Origin of the sequence: Enterobacter sp. BIDMC 29 (genome assembly GCF_019378755.1) — a bacterium.
In the GTDB taxonomy this organism is placed as follows: Bacteria; Pseudomonadota; Gammaproteobacteria; order Enterobacterales; family Enterobacteriaceae; genus Enterobacter; species Enterobacter ludwigii.
In genome coordinates, this window is record NZ_CP080000.1 from 3,588,725 (window position 1) to 3,604,151 (window position 15,427).

Consider the following 15,427-nt stretch of genomic DNA (forward strand, 5'->3'; position numbering starts at 1 on the left):
CCAGAAAAATGAAAAAATTAACTATTGGCTTAATTGGCAATCCTAATTCCGGCAAGACAACGCTATTTAACCAGCTCACGGGTGCGCGCCAGCGCGTCGGTAACTGGGCTGGCGTAACGGTTGAACGTAAAGAAGGCCTGTTCTCAACAACAGATCACCAGGTCACGCTGGTTGACCTGCCCGGCACGTACTCCTTAACCACGATCTCCTCGCAAACTTCGCTCGATGAGCAGATTGCCTGCCACTATATTCTTAGCGGCGACGCGGATCTGCTCATCAACGTGGTTGATGCCTCAAACCTTGAGCGTAACCTCTACCTGACGCTGCAGCTGCTGGAGCTGGGCATTCCCTGCATCGTGGCGCTCAACATGCTCGACATTGCAGAGAAACAGAAACTGCGCATCGACGTCGATGCCCTCTCCGCACGGCTGGGGTGCCCGGTCGTTCCGCTGGTGTCGACGCGCGCCCGCGGTATTGATGCCCTGAAACTGGCTATCGATCGCCACGCGGGAAATCGTAACGTTGAGCTGGTGCACTACGCCCAGCCACTTCTGCGCGAAGCGGATCTGCTGGCACAAGAGATGGACCAAAGCATGCCCGCGAAACAGCGCCTGTGGCTCGGCCTGCAAATGCTGGAAGGGGATATCTACAGCCGCGCCTATGCTGGTCATGCGGCAGATAAACTGGACGTGGTCCTCGCCCGTCTGAGCGACGAGCTGGATGATCCGGCCCTGCATATCGCTGATGCTCGCTATCAGGCCATCGCCGCGATTTGCGACGTGGTCAGTAACGCCCTGACGGCGGAACCGAGCCGCTTCACCGCGGCCGTGGATAAGGTTGTGCTTAACCGCTTCCTCGGTTTGCCGGTCTTCTTGCTGGTGATGTACCTGATGTTCTTGCTCGCCATTAACATTGGTGGCGCACTCCAGCCGATTTTCGATGCCGGTTCCGTTGCTATCTTTGTTCATGGCATTCAGTGGGTGGGTTACACCCTGCATTTCCCGGAATGGCTGACCATCTTCCTTGCCCAGGGGATTGGCGGTGGTATCAACACCGTACTGCCTCTGGTGCCGCAAATCGGCATGATGTATCTGTTCCTCTCCTTCCTTGAGGATTCCGGTTACATGGCACGCGCCGCCTTCGTCATGGATCGCCTGATGCAGGCGCTCGGTCTGCCAGGCAAATCCTTCGTGCCGCTGATCGTGGGCTTCGGCTGTAACGTGCCCTCGGTTATGGGTGCCCGTACGCTGGATGCACCGCGTGAACGTCTGATGACCATTATGATGGCACCGTTTATGTCCTGCGGTGCACGACTGGCTATCTTCGCGGTCTTTGCCGCGGCCTTCTTTGGGCAGCAGGGGGCACTGGCGGTCTTCTCGCTGTACGTGCTGGGTATCGTCATGGCCATTCTCACGGGGTTGATGCTGAAACACACCATCATGCGCGGCGAAGCGTCGCCGTTCGTTATGGAACTGCCGGTCTACCACGTCCCCCATCTTAAAAGCCTGGTGATCCAGACCTGGCAGCGCCTGAAAGGCTTCGTCCTGCGTGCCGGTAAAGTGATTGTTATCGTGAGTATTTTCCTGAGCGCGCTGAACAGCTTCACCCTGAGCGGACAGGCTGCGGATAACATCAACGACTCCGCCCTCGCCTCCGTCAGCCGCGTCATAACCCCGGTCTTCAAACCGATCGGCGTCCATGACGATAACTGGCAGGCGACCGTCGGTCTGTTCACCGGTGCGATGGCGAAAGAGGTGGTCGTCGGGACCCTGAATACGCTCTACACCGCGGAGAACATCCAGGAGCAAGCGTTCAATCCGGCAGAGTTTCATCTCGGTAACGAACTGCTGGGCGCCGTCGAAGAGACATGGCAGAGCCTGAAAGACACCTTCAGCCTGAGCGTGCTGGCGAACCCTATCGAGGCCAGTAAAGGTGACGGCGAAATGGCAATGGGTGCCATGGGCGTGATGAGCGAGAAATTTGGTAGCGCCTCTGCGGCCTACAGCTACCTCATCTTTGTTCTGCTCTATATTCCGTGCATCTCCGTCATGGGCGCGATTGCCCGCGAGTCCAGCCGTGGCTGGATGGGCTTCTCCATTCTGTGGGGGCTCAACATCGCTTACTCGCTGGCGACACTCTTTTATCAGACCGTTAACTTTAGCCAGCACCCGCGGTATAGCCTGGTGTGCATCCTGGCGGTTGTGCTGTTTAACGTGCTCGTTCTCGGCCTGCTACGCCGGGCACGCAGCCGGGTTGATATCAACCTGCTGGCAAACCGCAAAACGGCTGCCACCTGCTGCAACAGCCCGGCGGGCGACTGTCACTAAGGGGTAAGCCATGGCATCGTTGATTCAGGTACGTGACCTGCTGGCGTTACAAGGGCGAATGGAGGCGAAACAGCTGAGCCTCACCCTGCATACGCCGCAGCCGATGATCGATGCCATGCTGGAAAGGCTGGAAGCCATGGGAAAAGCGGTGCGTATTCAGGAAGAGGCGGAAGGCTGCCTTTCCGGCAGTTGTAAAAGCTGCCCGGAAGGAAAAGCCTGCCTCAGAGAGTGGTGGGCACTGCGCGCATAATGCCGGGCATCGCTGCCCGGCATTATCGTATTACTTATAGACGTCCGCCGTTGCGCGCACGTTTTTGGTCTGTTTTTCGGCACTGGTGACGACGTAGTACTTCCCACCCAGCTCATCCGCTTTCTTAGACAGCTCTCTTTTGGCGTCCATCGGCGCGGTCGTGTCAGACGTAGAAATCTCACCAACTTTGGTCAGATTCATCCCGGCAACTTTATCTTTTTCCAGCTCTTGTGCCGCAAAGGCGCCAAATGAAAGTGACCCAATAACCAGAGAAGTGACGATACCTGTAACAAGTTTCATAGCCTGACTCTCCATAGGATTGTTGTTTTGATTATCGTAGGCAGAACAACCGCAACGACATCTGGAGTATGGTTGCGGTGTGAAACTTTTTCCAGGCTGGATAGAAAATAATCAGTCTAAACGTTGACTTAACGCAACGAGCGCTGAACAAAACTCCGCCGGATGAGAGATAAACGGCGCATGCGCGGCTTTATTTATCACCAGAGACTCACTTTGTGGCCAGAGTGAATCCAGCACTGGAACCACTTTGCGCGGCACCAGCCCGTCGAGGTAGCCGTAGATACGCAGGTGCGGCATCGCCAGCGCGGCCAGCGGCTCACGCAAATCGACGGTTTTGAGGATCTCAAGCCCCCCGTTAAGCACCTCAACGTCCGGCATCGGCAGGGAAAGCACGGTCTGCTTCAGCGCTCTGGCATCCTGACGCGCGGTGTCGGTTCCCATTGTCTGCAGGGCCAGGAAACGCTCAACGGTCCGCTGGAAGTCTTCGCTCAACTGTTTCTGGAACCCGGCCAGCACATCCGGTTTTATGCCCGGCCAGTCGTCCTTTGCACTGAAGCACGGTGACGAGGCTACCGTGACCAGCGCACGCACGCGCTCGGGATGGGTCAAGGCAATCTGGCTCGCCACCAGCCCGCCCAGGCTCCAGCCCAGCCAGATGGCGTGCTGCGGCGCAGCGTCCAGCACCTGCTGCGCCATCTCCTCAACCGACATTGCCCCAAAGCCGCGACTGCGGCCAAAGCCCGGTAAATCCACCAGATGCAGGGTAAATTGCGAGGTGAGTTCCCCGGTTATGCAATTCCATACTTCGGCATTCAGGCCCCATCCGTGCAGCAGCACAAGATGGCAATTTCCCGTCCCTACGGTCTGCCACCACAGCGTCTTCATCAGTTACTGTTCTCTTTTTTCACATGGAGGTTGCACATGTTAACAGTGCCTGGCTTGTGCTGGCTATGCCGGATGCCGCTTGCCCTCAGCACATGGGGCGTCTGCTCCGTTTGCACCCGCTCGCTGAAAAGGCAGGCGATGACGTGTCCGCAGTGTGGGCTAAATGCCACCGGCCGGGACGTTCCCTGCGGCCGCTGCCTGAAAAAAGCGCCGCCGTGGTGTGCCCTGGTGGCTGTGGATGATTATGTTGCGCCGTTAAGCGGCCTTATTCATGCGCTGAAGTTTGCCGGCCAGAGTGTGCTGGCGCGTCCCCTCGCCCGCCTGTTACTGCTGGCCGTTTTACAGGCGCGACGCACCCGCGGCCTGCCGAACATCGACATGGTGGTCAACGTGCCTTTATACCGTCGCCGACACTGGCGACGCGGCTACAACCAAAGTGACCTGCTCTGCCGCCCGCTCGCGCGATGGCTCGGTTGCCGGTACGACGCCCGTGCGCTCAAACGCGTCCATAATACGGCTATCCAGCATCAGCTCACGGCCCGGCTTCGCAAAAGGAACCTCAAAAATGCCTTTCGTCTTGAATTCCCGGTCAAAGGCCTCCATATCGCGATTGTGGATGATGTCGTCACCACAGGCAGTACCGTTGCTGAACTTTCCCGACTGCTTTTGCAAAGCGGCGCCGCGTCGGTTCAGGTATGGTGTCTGTGCCGTACCTTGTAGCCCTTCTTCAATGGGCGTATGATTATACCCAGGTAATTTAGTCAACTATTAGGCCAAAGCTATGATCCGTATTTCCGATTCTGCACAAGCGCACTTTGCCAAACTGCTGGCAAATCAGGAAGAAGGGACGCAGATCCGCGTGTTTGTGATCAATCCAGGCACTCCGAATGCAGAATGTGGTGTCTCTTATTGTCCTCCGGACGCAGTGGAAGCGACTGACACTGCCCTTAAATTTGAACAGCTCACGGCTTACGTTGATGAGCTGAGCGCACCGTATCTTGAAGATGCGGAGATCGATTTCGTCACCGATCAGCTGGGTTCTCAGCTGACCCTGAAAGCGCCAAACGCCAAAATGCGTAAAGTGTCTGACGATGCCCCACTGATGGAGCGCGTCGAGTACCTGCTGCAGTCTCAGATCAACCCGCAGCTGGCGGGCCACGGCGGGCGTGTTTCCCTGATGGAAATCACTGAAGACGGCCTGGCGATCCTGCAGTTCGGCGGCGGCTGTAACGGTTGTTCAATGGTTGATGTCACGCTGAAAGAAGGGATCGAGAAGCAGCTGCTGAACGAATTCCCGGAACTGAAAGGTGTGCGCGATCTGACCGAACACCAGCGCGGCGAGCACTCTTACTACTAAGCGTCCGCCTGCTTTTGCCCGGTGGCGCTATGCTTACCGGGCCTGCTTTCCCCTCCCTGCCTTGCCTCCCCATATGTTGACCTGCGTCTCATAATTCAAATTTAGCCCCCCAGGGTGATTCTCAACCACGACATGTTACCCGTATCATTCTCGTGGGCACTAAGCACCTTCATAACAGCCGACTAAACTTAATAGTTTCCAAGGCAACAGTATTAGTGCCGTTAACACTCTGTTCCCAGTTGGGACAATCGGAATTTGTCGTTGAAACAATGACGTTACCCATAACAATTCAAAGGCCAGGTAAATCATGCCATTAGTCATCGTTGCTATCGGTGTTGTGTTATTACTGCTCTTGATGATCCGGTTCAAAATGAACGGGTTTATCGCTCTGGTTCTGGTGGCACTTGCAGTCGGTCTGATGCAAGGGATGCCGCTGGTGAAAGTCATCAGCTCCATTAAAGCCGGTGTCGGCGGCACGCTCGGTAGCCTGGCACTGATCATGGGCTTTGGCGCTATGCTCGGCAAAATGCTGGCGGACTGTGGGGGCGCCCAGCGTATTGCCACCACGCTGATTGCCAAATTTGGTAAGAAGAATATCCAGTGGGCGGTCGTGTTAACCGGGTTTACCGTCGGTTTTGCACTGTTCTATGAAGTGGGCTTCGTGCTGATGCTGCCACTGGTGTTCACCATCGCAGCGGCAGCGAACATTCCACTGCTGTATGTCGGTGTACCGATGGCCGCCGCGCTGTCCGTTACGCACGGTTTCCTGCCACCACACCCGGGTCCAACCGCGATCGCCACCATCTTCCATGCCGATATGGGTAAAACCCTGCTGTTCGGTACGATTCTGGCAATCCCGACGGTGATCCTGGCCGGCCCGGTTTATGCCCGCTTCCTGAAAGGGATTGATAAGCCTATCCCGGAAGGTCTGTACAGCGCGAAAACCTTCACGGAAGAAGAGATGCCTGGTTTTGGCGTCAGCGTCTGGACCTCTCTGGTACCGGTCATCCTGATGGCGATGCGTGCCGTGGCGGAAATGATCCTGCCAAAAGGCCACCCGTTCCTGTCCGTTGCCGAATTCCTGGGCGACCCGGTGATGGCGACGCTGATTGCGGTGCTGATTGCGATGTTCACCTTCGGCCTGAACCGTGGTCGTTCAATGGATCAGATTAACGACACGCTGACCTCTTCCATCAAAATCATTGCCATGATGCTGCTGATTATCGGTGGTGGCGGTGCGTTCAAGCAGGTGTTGGTCGACAGCGGCGTGGATAAATACATCGCGGCCATGATGCATGAAACCAATGTGTCACCGCTGCTGATGGCGTGGTCTATCGCTGCGGTGCTGCGTATCGCGCTCGGCTCTGCAACCGTTGCAGCAATCACCGCCGGTGGTATCGTTGCGCCGCTGATTGCGACGACGGGCGTGAGCCCTGAGCTGATGGTTATCGCGGTAGGTTCCGGTAGCGTGATTTTCTCTCACGTGAACGATCCGGGCTTCTGGCTGTTCAAGGAATATTTCAACCTGACTATCGGTGAAACCATCAAGTCCTGGTCTGCACTGGAAACCATTATTTCGGTATGTGGTCTGGTCGGGGTTCTGCTGTTGAACATGGTTATCTGATATCAAAAAGCCGGGTAGCTTGCGCTTACCCGGCTTTCTTCTCTCTGTGAGACTACCGCGTTTTACCCACCGCTTTTCTGCGCTTATCCAAATCCTTAATCAGCCTGTTCACCCCGTCATCGGCAAACATCTTCTCAAGCGTGATGGACAATTTGCGACGCCAGTTCTTGTACTGATAGCTGGTACCCGGAATGTTCACCGGCTCCGCCATATCAATCCAGTCTTCCGGCTGCAGACCCAGCAGGGCACTGTTGCTGTCGGCGATATAGCGCTGCAATCCGCGGTTGAGCGTAGGCGTCATCGACATCAGTGATGCCTTATGCCCGGCGCGTTTCGGCAGGCAGCCATGCTTGTGTAACGCATCAAGCAACCCTTGCTTCGCCAGCTCGCGATCCTGATACAGCCCACGTAAGACCTCTTCATCCGGATACAGACCCAGCGTTTTACCGAGTGTCAGATCGCCGCTTTCCCAATAGCCACGAAGCGTAGGAAGGTCATGCGTCGTCGCGACTGCCATTGACTGTTCAGGGTACGCTTTCGGCGCGCGGAAGGTTTTCTCATGGTCGTTTTCAAAATAGAGCACTTTATAGGAGTAAACGCCGCTGTCGCGGAGCTTACTGACAATCTCAATCGGCACGGTACCGAGATCTTCGCCGATCACCATGCACTGATGACGTTTACTCTCCAGCGCCAGGATCGAGAGCAGATCGTCAACCGGATACTGTACATACGCGCCGTGGTCAGCCGTTTCACCATAAGGGATCCACCACAGACGCAGGACGGACATCACGTGGTCAATTCGCAGCGCGCCGCAGTTTTGCATGTTGGCGCGCAGCAGGTCGATAAACGGCTCGTAAGCCCGCGCAGCCATGACGTGCGGATCCATCGGCGGCAAACCCCAGTTCTGGCCGAGCGGGCCAAGAATATCCGGCGGTGCGCCCACGGAGGCCTTCAGGCAATAAAGCTCGCGGTCACACCAGGTTTCCGCCCCGCCTTCTGCCACGCCAACGGCCAGATCGCGGTACAGACCAATCGGCATTTTATAGCCCTGGCTCACCTGCCAGCAGGCGGCAAACTGGCTGTAAGCCAGCCACTGCAGCCAGAGGAAGAAGTCCACCTCGTCAGCATATTTTTTGCAGAACGCCTGCACTTCGGGCGTATCGACAGATTGATACGCTTCCGGCCATACCGGCCAGCCCCAGCGCATTTCGTCCTCTTTTACCTGATAAGCGTGCAATGCATCGAACGCCGCCTGCCAGTAAAGGCTCTCGCCTTCCTGAGCTACAAACTGGCGGAAAGCCGACATCTGCTCGTCATCACGCTGCGAAAAACCTTTCCACGCCAGACGTAATGCGGCCATTTTCAGTGCGGTGACGGTGGCATAGTCTACCCAGTCCGTCTCGCGCGCCTGCTTCAGCGCCTGCTGAGTGGTCGTGAGGTTCCACCACGCCTGCGCCTCTTTGCTGCTTTTGAAATCGTCTAAGGCATTCACGTCAATGTAAATCACGTTCAGCCAGCGACGGGATGACGGGCTGTACGGACTGGCACTTTCCGGGTTCGCCGGATAGAGCGCATGAATGGGGTTGAGGCCGATAAACGCACCGCCGCGCTCGCCCACATCCGCCAGCATCTTTTTCAGGTCGCCAAAATCGCCGATACCCCAGTTGCTGTCAGAGCGCAGCGTGTAGAGCTGCACGCAGGCCCCCCACAGCTTTTTACCCTCGAGCAACGCCTGCGGCTCATAGCAGCGTTTTGGCGTAACAATCACCCGACAATGAAAACGCTGGTCGTCCTGCGTGAGGGTTAACGTGTGATAGCCCTCCGGCAGTTTTGCCGGAAGGTTAAGCGCTTTGCCACCGGTGGCGTGGCCTTTGTGCTGTTGCCCCTCTTCGGTCGTGAGCAGCCAGCTAAATTCGCCGCGCCCGTTTACCGTTAGCGGCATCTTTTTACCGGCGGTAAACACCTTCACGTTCGGCACCGGAGCAACCGACGCTTTCGCGTCGGTCTTGTGCATGGCATCCAGCAAACGTCTTTTGGTGTCGGCGCCAATAGACTGTGGTTTGCCGTGAGCATTAATGTAACTGAGGCTGATCCCCGCCGCCTGCGCGGCACTGTCCAGACGTTTACTCTCCATCGCGCTTCCTTAGCGTTTTGCCTGCCAGATACGAGCCTGATAATCACGGATTGAGCGGTCAGAACTGAACATCCCGCAGCGGGCGGTGTTCAGAATGCACGCCCGGGTCCACGCTTCCTGGTCGCGATACAGCACGTCGACCTGTTTTTGCGCGTCCACATAGGCCGTAAAGTCCGCCATGACCAGATACGGGTCACCGCCGTGTTTGTCCATGCTGTGCAGCATCTGGTCAAAGGCATGTTTATCGCCATCGCTGTATTTCCCGCTTTCCAGCTCTTTCAGAACCGCATCAAGAACTTTGTCTTTCTTACGCCATTTCACCGGGTCGTAACCTTTGGCTTTGAGGGCTTTCACTTCTTCGACGGTATGGCCGAAGATAAAGATGTTCTCTTCCCCCACCTTTTCGGCGATCTCGACGTTCGCGCCGTCGAGCGTACCGACGGTCAGCGCACCGTTCAGCGCCAGCTTCATGTTGCCGGTACCGGAAGCTTCTTTCCCTGCCGTGGAGATCTGCTCGGAGATATCCGCCGCCGGGATCAGCATCTCAGCTGCAGAGACGCAGTAGTCCGGCAGGAACACCACCTTCAGCTTGTCACCCACTTTCGGATCGTTATTGATGGCCGCGGCCACTTTATTAATGGCGAGGATAATGTTTTTCGCCAGGTAGTAGCCCGGTGCGGCTTTCGCCCCAAACAGGAACACGCGCGGTACGCGGTCAGCCTGCGGGTTCTCGCGGATCTCTTTATACAGCGCCAGAATGTGCAGCAGGTTCAGGTGCTGGCGTTTGTACTCATGCAGACGTTTGATCTGAATATCGAAAATGGCGTTCGGGTTGATCTCAATCCCGGTACGCGCTTTGACAAAATGCGCCAGACGCACTTTGTTTTCGAGCTTAATGGCGCGGTACTGCTCGCGGAATGCCGCGTCGTCGGCATACTTTTCCAGATTGATAAGCTGGTCCAGATCGTTGGCCCACTCTTTCTTCAGGGTTTTGTCCAGCAGGCCGGCCAGCAGCGGGTTGCACTGCTTAATCCAGCGACGCGGCGTGATGCCGTTGGTCACGTTATGGAATTTGGTCGGCCACAGCTGGTGGTATTCCGGGAACAGGTCTTTCACCACCAGATCCGAGTGCAGCGCCGCCACACCGTTCACCGCAAAACCGCTCACCACGCACATGTTCGCCATGCGCACCTGTTTGTCATGGACCACAGCCAGCTTCGCCCACACCGCTTTGTCGCCCGGCCAGGTTTTATCCACTTGCTTTTTAAACGCGTCGTTAATCTTGTTGATGATCTGCATATGACGCGGCAGCAGGGCTTTCACCAGCTTCTCATCCCAGCACTCCAGCGCTTCAGGCATCAGGGTGTGGTTGGTATAGGCAAACGTACGGCTGGTGATCGCCCACGCGTCATCCCAGCTCAGCTGGTGCTCGTCAATCAGCACGCGCAGCAGTTCAGGAATCGCAATCGTCGGGTGCGTATCGTTAAGCTGGATCACTTCGAAGTCCGGCAGCTGCGCCAGCTTGCGGCCCGCCAGGTGATGACGACGCAGAATATCCGCAATGGAACAGGCACACTGGAAGTACTGCTGCATCAGACGCAGTTTCTTGCCCGCCAGATGGTTGTCGTTCGGGTAAAGGACTTTGGTCAGTTTCTCAGCGTCGATCCCCTGCTGCTCGGCACGCAGGAAATCGCCGTCGTTGAATTTGGTCAGGTTGAAGGGATGAGCGTGCTTTGCCTGCCACAGACGCAGCGGTTGCGCCACGCCGTTACGGTAGCCCAGCACCGGCAGATCCCAGGCTTCGCCGGTCAGGGTAAACGCAGGCTCCCACAGCCCCTGCTTCGTGACTTTACCACCAATGCCTACCTGCACATCAAGCTGTGCATTGTGGCGGAACCAGGGGTAAGTATTGCGGTGCCAGTCATCCGGCGCTTCCATCTGATGACCATCAGCAAACGACTGACGGAACAGGCCGTACTGGTAGTTCAGACCGTAGCCAATGGCCGATTGACCGACGGTGGCCATCGAGTCAAGGAAACAGGCCGCCAGACGTCCCAGACCACCGTTACCCAGCGCCGGGTCAATCTCTTCTTCCAGCAGGTCGGTAAGGTTAATGTCATGCTCTTTCAGCACATCACCCACCTCCTGATACCAGCCGAGGTTCAGCAGGTTATTACCTGTCAGACGGCCAATCAGGAACTCCATTGAGATGTAGTTAACGTGGCGCTGGTCTTTCGTCGGTTTTGCCAACGGTTGAGCATCCAGCTGCTCCGCGAGCGCACCGCTCACTGCCTGCCACCACTGGTGAGGCGTCATCTCGTTTGCAGCGTGAAGGCCAAAACGCTGCCACTGACGCGTCAGGGCAGCCTGGAATTGAGCTTTGTTAAAGGTAGGCTGTGACATAGGGAATTGGCATCCTGTAGAGAGAAAACACATGTTGGCGCTAGTGTGCCAGGCTCATTTCGCCTCTTCCTCATCCCGCAGGGGATTAGGCAGGGAGGAGTAGCGGGGATGAGCATAAAAGTGTGATCAAGGCCACTCTGAGAGCATAGTGTGAGTGTGCCAGGAAGAAAAAAAGATAACCGGGGAGAATGTCAAAAAAATGAAATACAGTTTCGGATGAAATTAATCCGCGCCGAAATGATTACTTACGCAGAATAATATTTCTGCAATGGGGCCTTACCTAAGGGGATTATTAATCTCACTCAACTTTACCCGAACTTTATTAAATTTGACGTCACTATACCTTTCTGAAACCAGTTTCAGCGTAACCGTGTGACACTGGGACAAGCCAGCGCTGACGCGGTGTTAAAGCCATTCTGGAAAAGTTCCGGTACTCGCCTGAATGTTTTGTGACAGAGTGCAAATTCAGAGCCACAAAACCCAGACATAACTTGCAATAGTTCTCTTTCTGGCCGACCTTATAGCTATTAATTACGAAGCGCAAAAAAAATAAATTCTCTCGTTCCCCACAGTGAAGTGAAAACTATGTTGATTCCGTCTAAATTAAGTCGCCCGGTTCGTCTTGACCATACAGTGGTCCGCGAGCGTCTGCTGGCTAAACTTTCCGGCGCGCATAATTTCCGACTGGCGCTGGTTACGAGCCCTGCAGGTTATGGAAAAACTACGCTCATTTCGCAATGGGCCGCAGGTAAGAGCGACCTTGGCTGGTACTCCCTTGATGAGGGCGATAACCAGCAAGAGCGTTTTGCCAGCTATCTGATTGCCGCCATTCAGCAGGCAACCAACGGACACTGCGTCGCCAGTGAGGTCATGGTGCAAAAGCGCCAGTACGCCAGTCTGTCTTCCCTTTTCTCACAGCTGTTTATCGAACTGGCCGAATGGCATCGCCCGCTGTACGTGGTGATTGATGATTATCATCTCATCACTAACCCGGTTATCCATGAATCGATGCGTTTCTTCCTGCGTCATCAGCCGGAAAACCTGACCCTGGTCGTGCTGTCGCGTAACCTGCCGCAACTGGGCATCGCCAACCTGCGCGTGCGCGATCAGCTGCTGGAAGTCGGCAGCCAGCAGCTGGCCTTTACCCATCAGGAAGCCAAACAGTTCTTTGACTGTCGACTGAACTCGCCAATTGAGGCCTCCGAAAGCAGCCGCCTGTGTGATGATGTCGCCGGCTGGGCGACGGCGCTGCAGCTGATTGCTCTCTCTGCCCGGCAAAATAACAGCCCGACGCACCAGTCTGCGCGTCGCCTGGCGGGGATTAACGCGAGCCATCTTTCTGATTATCTCGTCGACGAAGTGCTGAACAGCGTTGATCCGTCGACCCGAAATTTCCTGCTCAAAAGTTCTCTGCTGCGTTCCATGAACGACGCGCTGATCGTGCGCGTGACCGGCTGTGAAAACGGTCAGCTGCAGCTGGAAGAGATTGAGCGCCAGGGCCTGTTCCTGACCCGAATGGACGATCCCGGCGAGTGGTTCAGCTATCACCCACTGTTTGGCAGCTTCCTGCGCCAGCGCTGTCAGTGGGAGCTTGCGACGGAACTGCCTGAAATCCATCGCGCCGCCGCCGAAAGCTGGATGGCACAAGGTTTCCCGAGCGAGGCGATTCACCACGCGCTTGCCGCCGGTGATGCCGGCATGCTGCGCGATATCCTCCTTAACCACGCATGGGGCTTGTTTAACCACAGCGAGCTGACGTTGCTTGAAGAGTCACTGAAAGCCCTGCCGTGGGAGAGCCTGCTGGAGAATCCGCGCCTGGTGCTGCTGCAGGCCTGGCTGATGCAGAGCCAGCATCGCTACAGTGAAGTAAATACCCTGCTGGCACGTGCCGAGCAGGAGATGGAAAGCGATATGGATGCCACCCTGCACGGCGAATTCAACGCCCTGCGAGCGCAGGTGGCGATTAACGACGGTGACCCGGAAGAGGCGGAGCGCCTGGCGATGGTTGCGCTGGATGAACTGCCGCTGGCCAATTTCTACAGCCGTATTGTGGCCACCTCGGTACACGGTGAAGTTCTGCACTGCAAAGGCGAGCTGACGCGCTCCCTTTCGCTCATGCAACAAACTGAACAGATGGCCCGCCGCCACGATGTCTGGCATTACGCGCTGTGGAGCCTGATCCAGCAAAGTGAAATTTTGTTTGCGCAGGGGTTCCTGCAGGCCGCCTGGGAAAATCAGGAAAAGGCCTTCCAGCTGATTCGTGAGCAGCATCTGGAACAGCTGCCGATGCACGAGTTCCTGCTGCGCATTCGTGCACAGCTCCTTTGGGCATGGTCGCGTCTGGATGAAGCGGAAAGCTGCGCCCGTCAGGGTGTGGACGTTCTCTCCAGCTTCCAGCCACAGCAGCAATTGCAGTGTCTGGCGCTGCTGGTTCAGTGCTCGCTGGCGCGTGGCGATCTCGATAACGCCCGCAACCACCTTAACCGTCTGGAAAACCTGCTCGGTAACGGTCAGTACCACAGCGACTGGGTGTCCAACGCCGATAAGGTGCGGGTGATTTACTGGCAGATGACCGGCGACAAAAAATCCGCCGCCAACTGGTTACGTCAGACCCCTAAACCGGAATTTGCCAACAACCACTTCCTGCAGAGCCAGTGGCGCAACATTGCCCGCGTCCAGATCCTGCTCGGTGAATTAGAACCTGCCGAAATCGTGCTGGAAGAGCTTAATGAAAACGCCCGCAGCCTGCGGCTGATGAGCGATCTCAACCGCAACCTGCTTCTGCTGAACCAGCTTTACTGGCAGGCGGGCCGCAAAAACGATGCCCAGCGCGTCCTGCTGGAAGCGCTGCAGCTGGCGAACCGCACCGGGTTTATCAGCCACTTTGTCATTGAAGGTGAAGTGATGGCCCAGCAGCTGCGACAATTGATTCAACTCAATACGCTGCCAGAGCTGGATCAGCATCGTGCCCAGCGTATTCTGCGCGAGATTAACCAGCACCATCGCCATAAGTTTGCGCACTTTGATGAGAACTTCGTTGAACGTCTGCTGAACCATCCGGAAGTACCGGAACTGATCCGCACCAGCCCGCTCACTCAGCGCGAATGGCAGGTGCTGGGGCTGATCTACTCAGGCTACAGCAACGAGCAGATCGCCGGTGAACTGGCGGTGGCAGCGACCACCATCAAAACCCATATCCGCAATCTCTATCAGAAGCTGGGCGTCGCCCATCGTCAGGATGCGGTGCAGCATGCACAGCAATTGCTGAAGATGATGGGGTACGGCGTGTAATTCTGGTGCGCGTGGGTGCCCTTACCCGGGCCTGTTTTGCAGAAACTAAAAACGGCAACCTTCGGTTGCCGTTTTGCTTTTACGTCAGCACAGTTCCAGCTGCAGATTATTATCCTTAATCACCTGCATCACGCCTGCCGGCGGCATCACGTCGGTATAAACCGCATCAACCATGCTGATGCTGCCCATATTCACCATCGCGTTACGGCCAAACTTGGAGTGGTCCACCACGAGCATAACGTGGCGTGAATTCTCAATAATCGCGCGCTTGGTGCGGACTTCATGATAATCAAACTCCAGCAGGGAGCCATCGCTGTCGATACCGCTGATCCCGAGAATGCCGAAATCGAGACGGAACTGAGAGATAAAGTCGAGCGTCGCTTCACCGATGATGCCGCCGTCGCGGCTACGTAACTCGCCGCCCGCAAGGATGATGCGGAAATCGTCTTTCTGCATCAGGGTATTCGCGACATTCAGGTTATTGGTCACGACGCGCAGGTTTTCATGATCCAGCAGCGCATGGGCGACCGCTTCTGGCGTGGTGCCGATATCAATAAACAGCGTCGCCCCGTTAGGGATCTGGCTGGCGACTTTCCGCGCAATGCGCTCTTTCTCCGCCGTTTGCGTGGCTTTACGGTCATGCCATGAGGTGTTGACCGAGCTGGACGGCAGCGCCGCCCCGCCGTGGTGGCGCAGAATACGGTTTTGATCGGCAAGGTCGTTCAGGTCACGACGAATGGTCTGCGGGCTGACGGCAAACTGCTCGACCAGCTCTTCGGTGCTGACATATCCCTGTTTTTTAACCAGTTCGATAATGGCGTCATGACGTTGTGTTTGTTTCATCAATTATCCCTGA

General features: G+C 56.3%; 11 protein-coding genes. 6 read left to right on the plus strand and 5 right to left on the minus strand.

All coding sequences use genetic code 11. The annotated features are described in order from the left end of the window. Positions 1 to 8 precede the first annotated feature (8 nt). Positions 9 to 2,327 carry a Fe(2+) transporter permease subunit FeoB gene (gene feoB / locus JTA15_RS16010; protein ID WP_219372487.1) on the plus strand — a complete coding sequence of 773 codons (2,319 nt, stop codon included), beginning with the start codon at positions 9 to 11 and terminating at the stop codon, positions 2,325 to 2,327. A 10-nt stretch (positions 2,328 to 2,337) separates the two neighbouring features. After that, positions 2,338 to 2,577, plus strand: a complete 240-nt coding sequence (gene feoC / locus JTA15_RS16015) for a [Fe-S]-dependent transcriptional repressor FeoC (protein ID WP_014171968.1) — start codon at positions 2,338 to 2,340, stop codon at positions 2,575 to 2,577. Positions 2,578 to 2,607: 30 nt separating this feature from the next. Here feoC and JTA15_RS16020 read toward each other — a convergent pair whose 3' ends face one another. Together JTA15_RS16020 and bioH are read right to left on the minus strand one after the other, a co-directional pair. Next, positions 2,608 to 2,877 carry a YdgH/BhsA/McbA-like domain containing protein gene (locus tag JTA15_RS16020; protein ID WP_020884569.1) on the minus strand — a complete coding sequence of 90 codons (270 nt, stop codon included), beginning with the start codon at positions 2,875 to 2,877 and terminating at the stop codon, positions 2,608 to 2,610. Between the two features lie 111 nt (positions 2,878 to 2,988). Beyond that, the gene (gene bioH / locus JTA15_RS16025) at positions 2,989 to 3,762 is read right to left on the minus strand and encodes a pimeloyl-ACP methyl ester esterase BioH (protein ID WP_219372488.1); all 774 of its coding nucleotides are present in this window, start codon (positions 3,760 to 3,762) and stop codon (positions 2,989 to 2,991) included. 36 nt (positions 3,763 to 3,798) lie between these two features. Here bioH and gntX point away from each other — a divergent pair, with 36 nt between their 5' ends. From gntX to gntT, 3 genes are all read left to right on the plus strand, one after another. Further along, entirely contained in the window at positions 3,799 to 4,482 is a 684-nt protein-coding gene (gene gntX, locus JTA15_RS16030; protein ID WP_044867734.1) for a DNA utilization protein GntX, read from the plus strand. A 61-nt stretch (positions 4,483 to 4,543) separates the two neighbouring features. After that, positions 4,544 to 5,119 (plus strand): Fe-S biogenesis protein NfuA, encoded by a 576-nt coding sequence (nfuA, locus tag JTA15_RS16035; RefSeq protein WP_003861601.1) that lies wholly within the window; start codon positions 4,544 to 4,546, stop codon positions 5,117 to 5,119. Between the two features lie 307 nt (positions 5,120 to 5,426). After that, positions 5,427 to 6,743, plus strand: a complete 1,317-nt coding sequence (gene gntT / locus JTA15_RS16040) for a gluconate transporter (RefSeq protein WP_014171973.1) — start codon at positions 5,427 to 5,429, stop codon at positions 6,741 to 6,743. A gap of 52 nt (positions 6,744 to 6,795) precedes the next feature. Here gntT and malQ read toward each other — a convergent pair whose 3' ends face one another. Continuing rightward, complete coding sequence (gene malQ / locus JTA15_RS16045; protein WP_219372489.1) at positions 6,796 to 8,877, minus strand: 4-alpha-glucanotransferase; 2,082 nt, start codon at positions 8,875 to 8,877, stop codon at positions 6,796 to 6,798. A gap of 9 nt (positions 8,878 to 8,886) precedes the next feature. Further along, positions 8,887 to 11,280 (minus strand): maltodextrin phosphorylase, encoded by a 2,394-nt coding sequence (malP, locus tag JTA15_RS16050; protein WP_044857698.1) that lies wholly within the window; start codon positions 11,278 to 11,280, stop codon positions 8,887 to 8,889. Between the two features lie 585 nt (positions 11,281 to 11,865). Here malP and malT point away from each other — a divergent pair. Further along, positions 11,866 to 14,571 (plus strand): HTH-type transcriptional regulator MalT, encoded by a 2,706-nt coding sequence (gene malT, locus JTA15_RS16055; RefSeq protein WP_020884564.1) that lies wholly within the window; start codon positions 11,866 to 11,868, stop codon positions 14,569 to 14,571. 84 nt (positions 14,572 to 14,655) lie between these two features. Here malT and JTA15_RS16060 read toward each other — a convergent pair whose 3' ends face one another. Then, positions 14,656 to 15,414, minus strand: a complete 759-nt coding sequence (locus JTA15_RS16060) for a DeoR/GlpR family transcriptional regulator (RefSeq protein WP_008503060.1) — start codon at positions 15,412 to 15,414, stop codon at positions 14,656 to 14,658. Between the last annotated feature and the right edge of the window lie 13 nt (positions 15,415 to 15,427).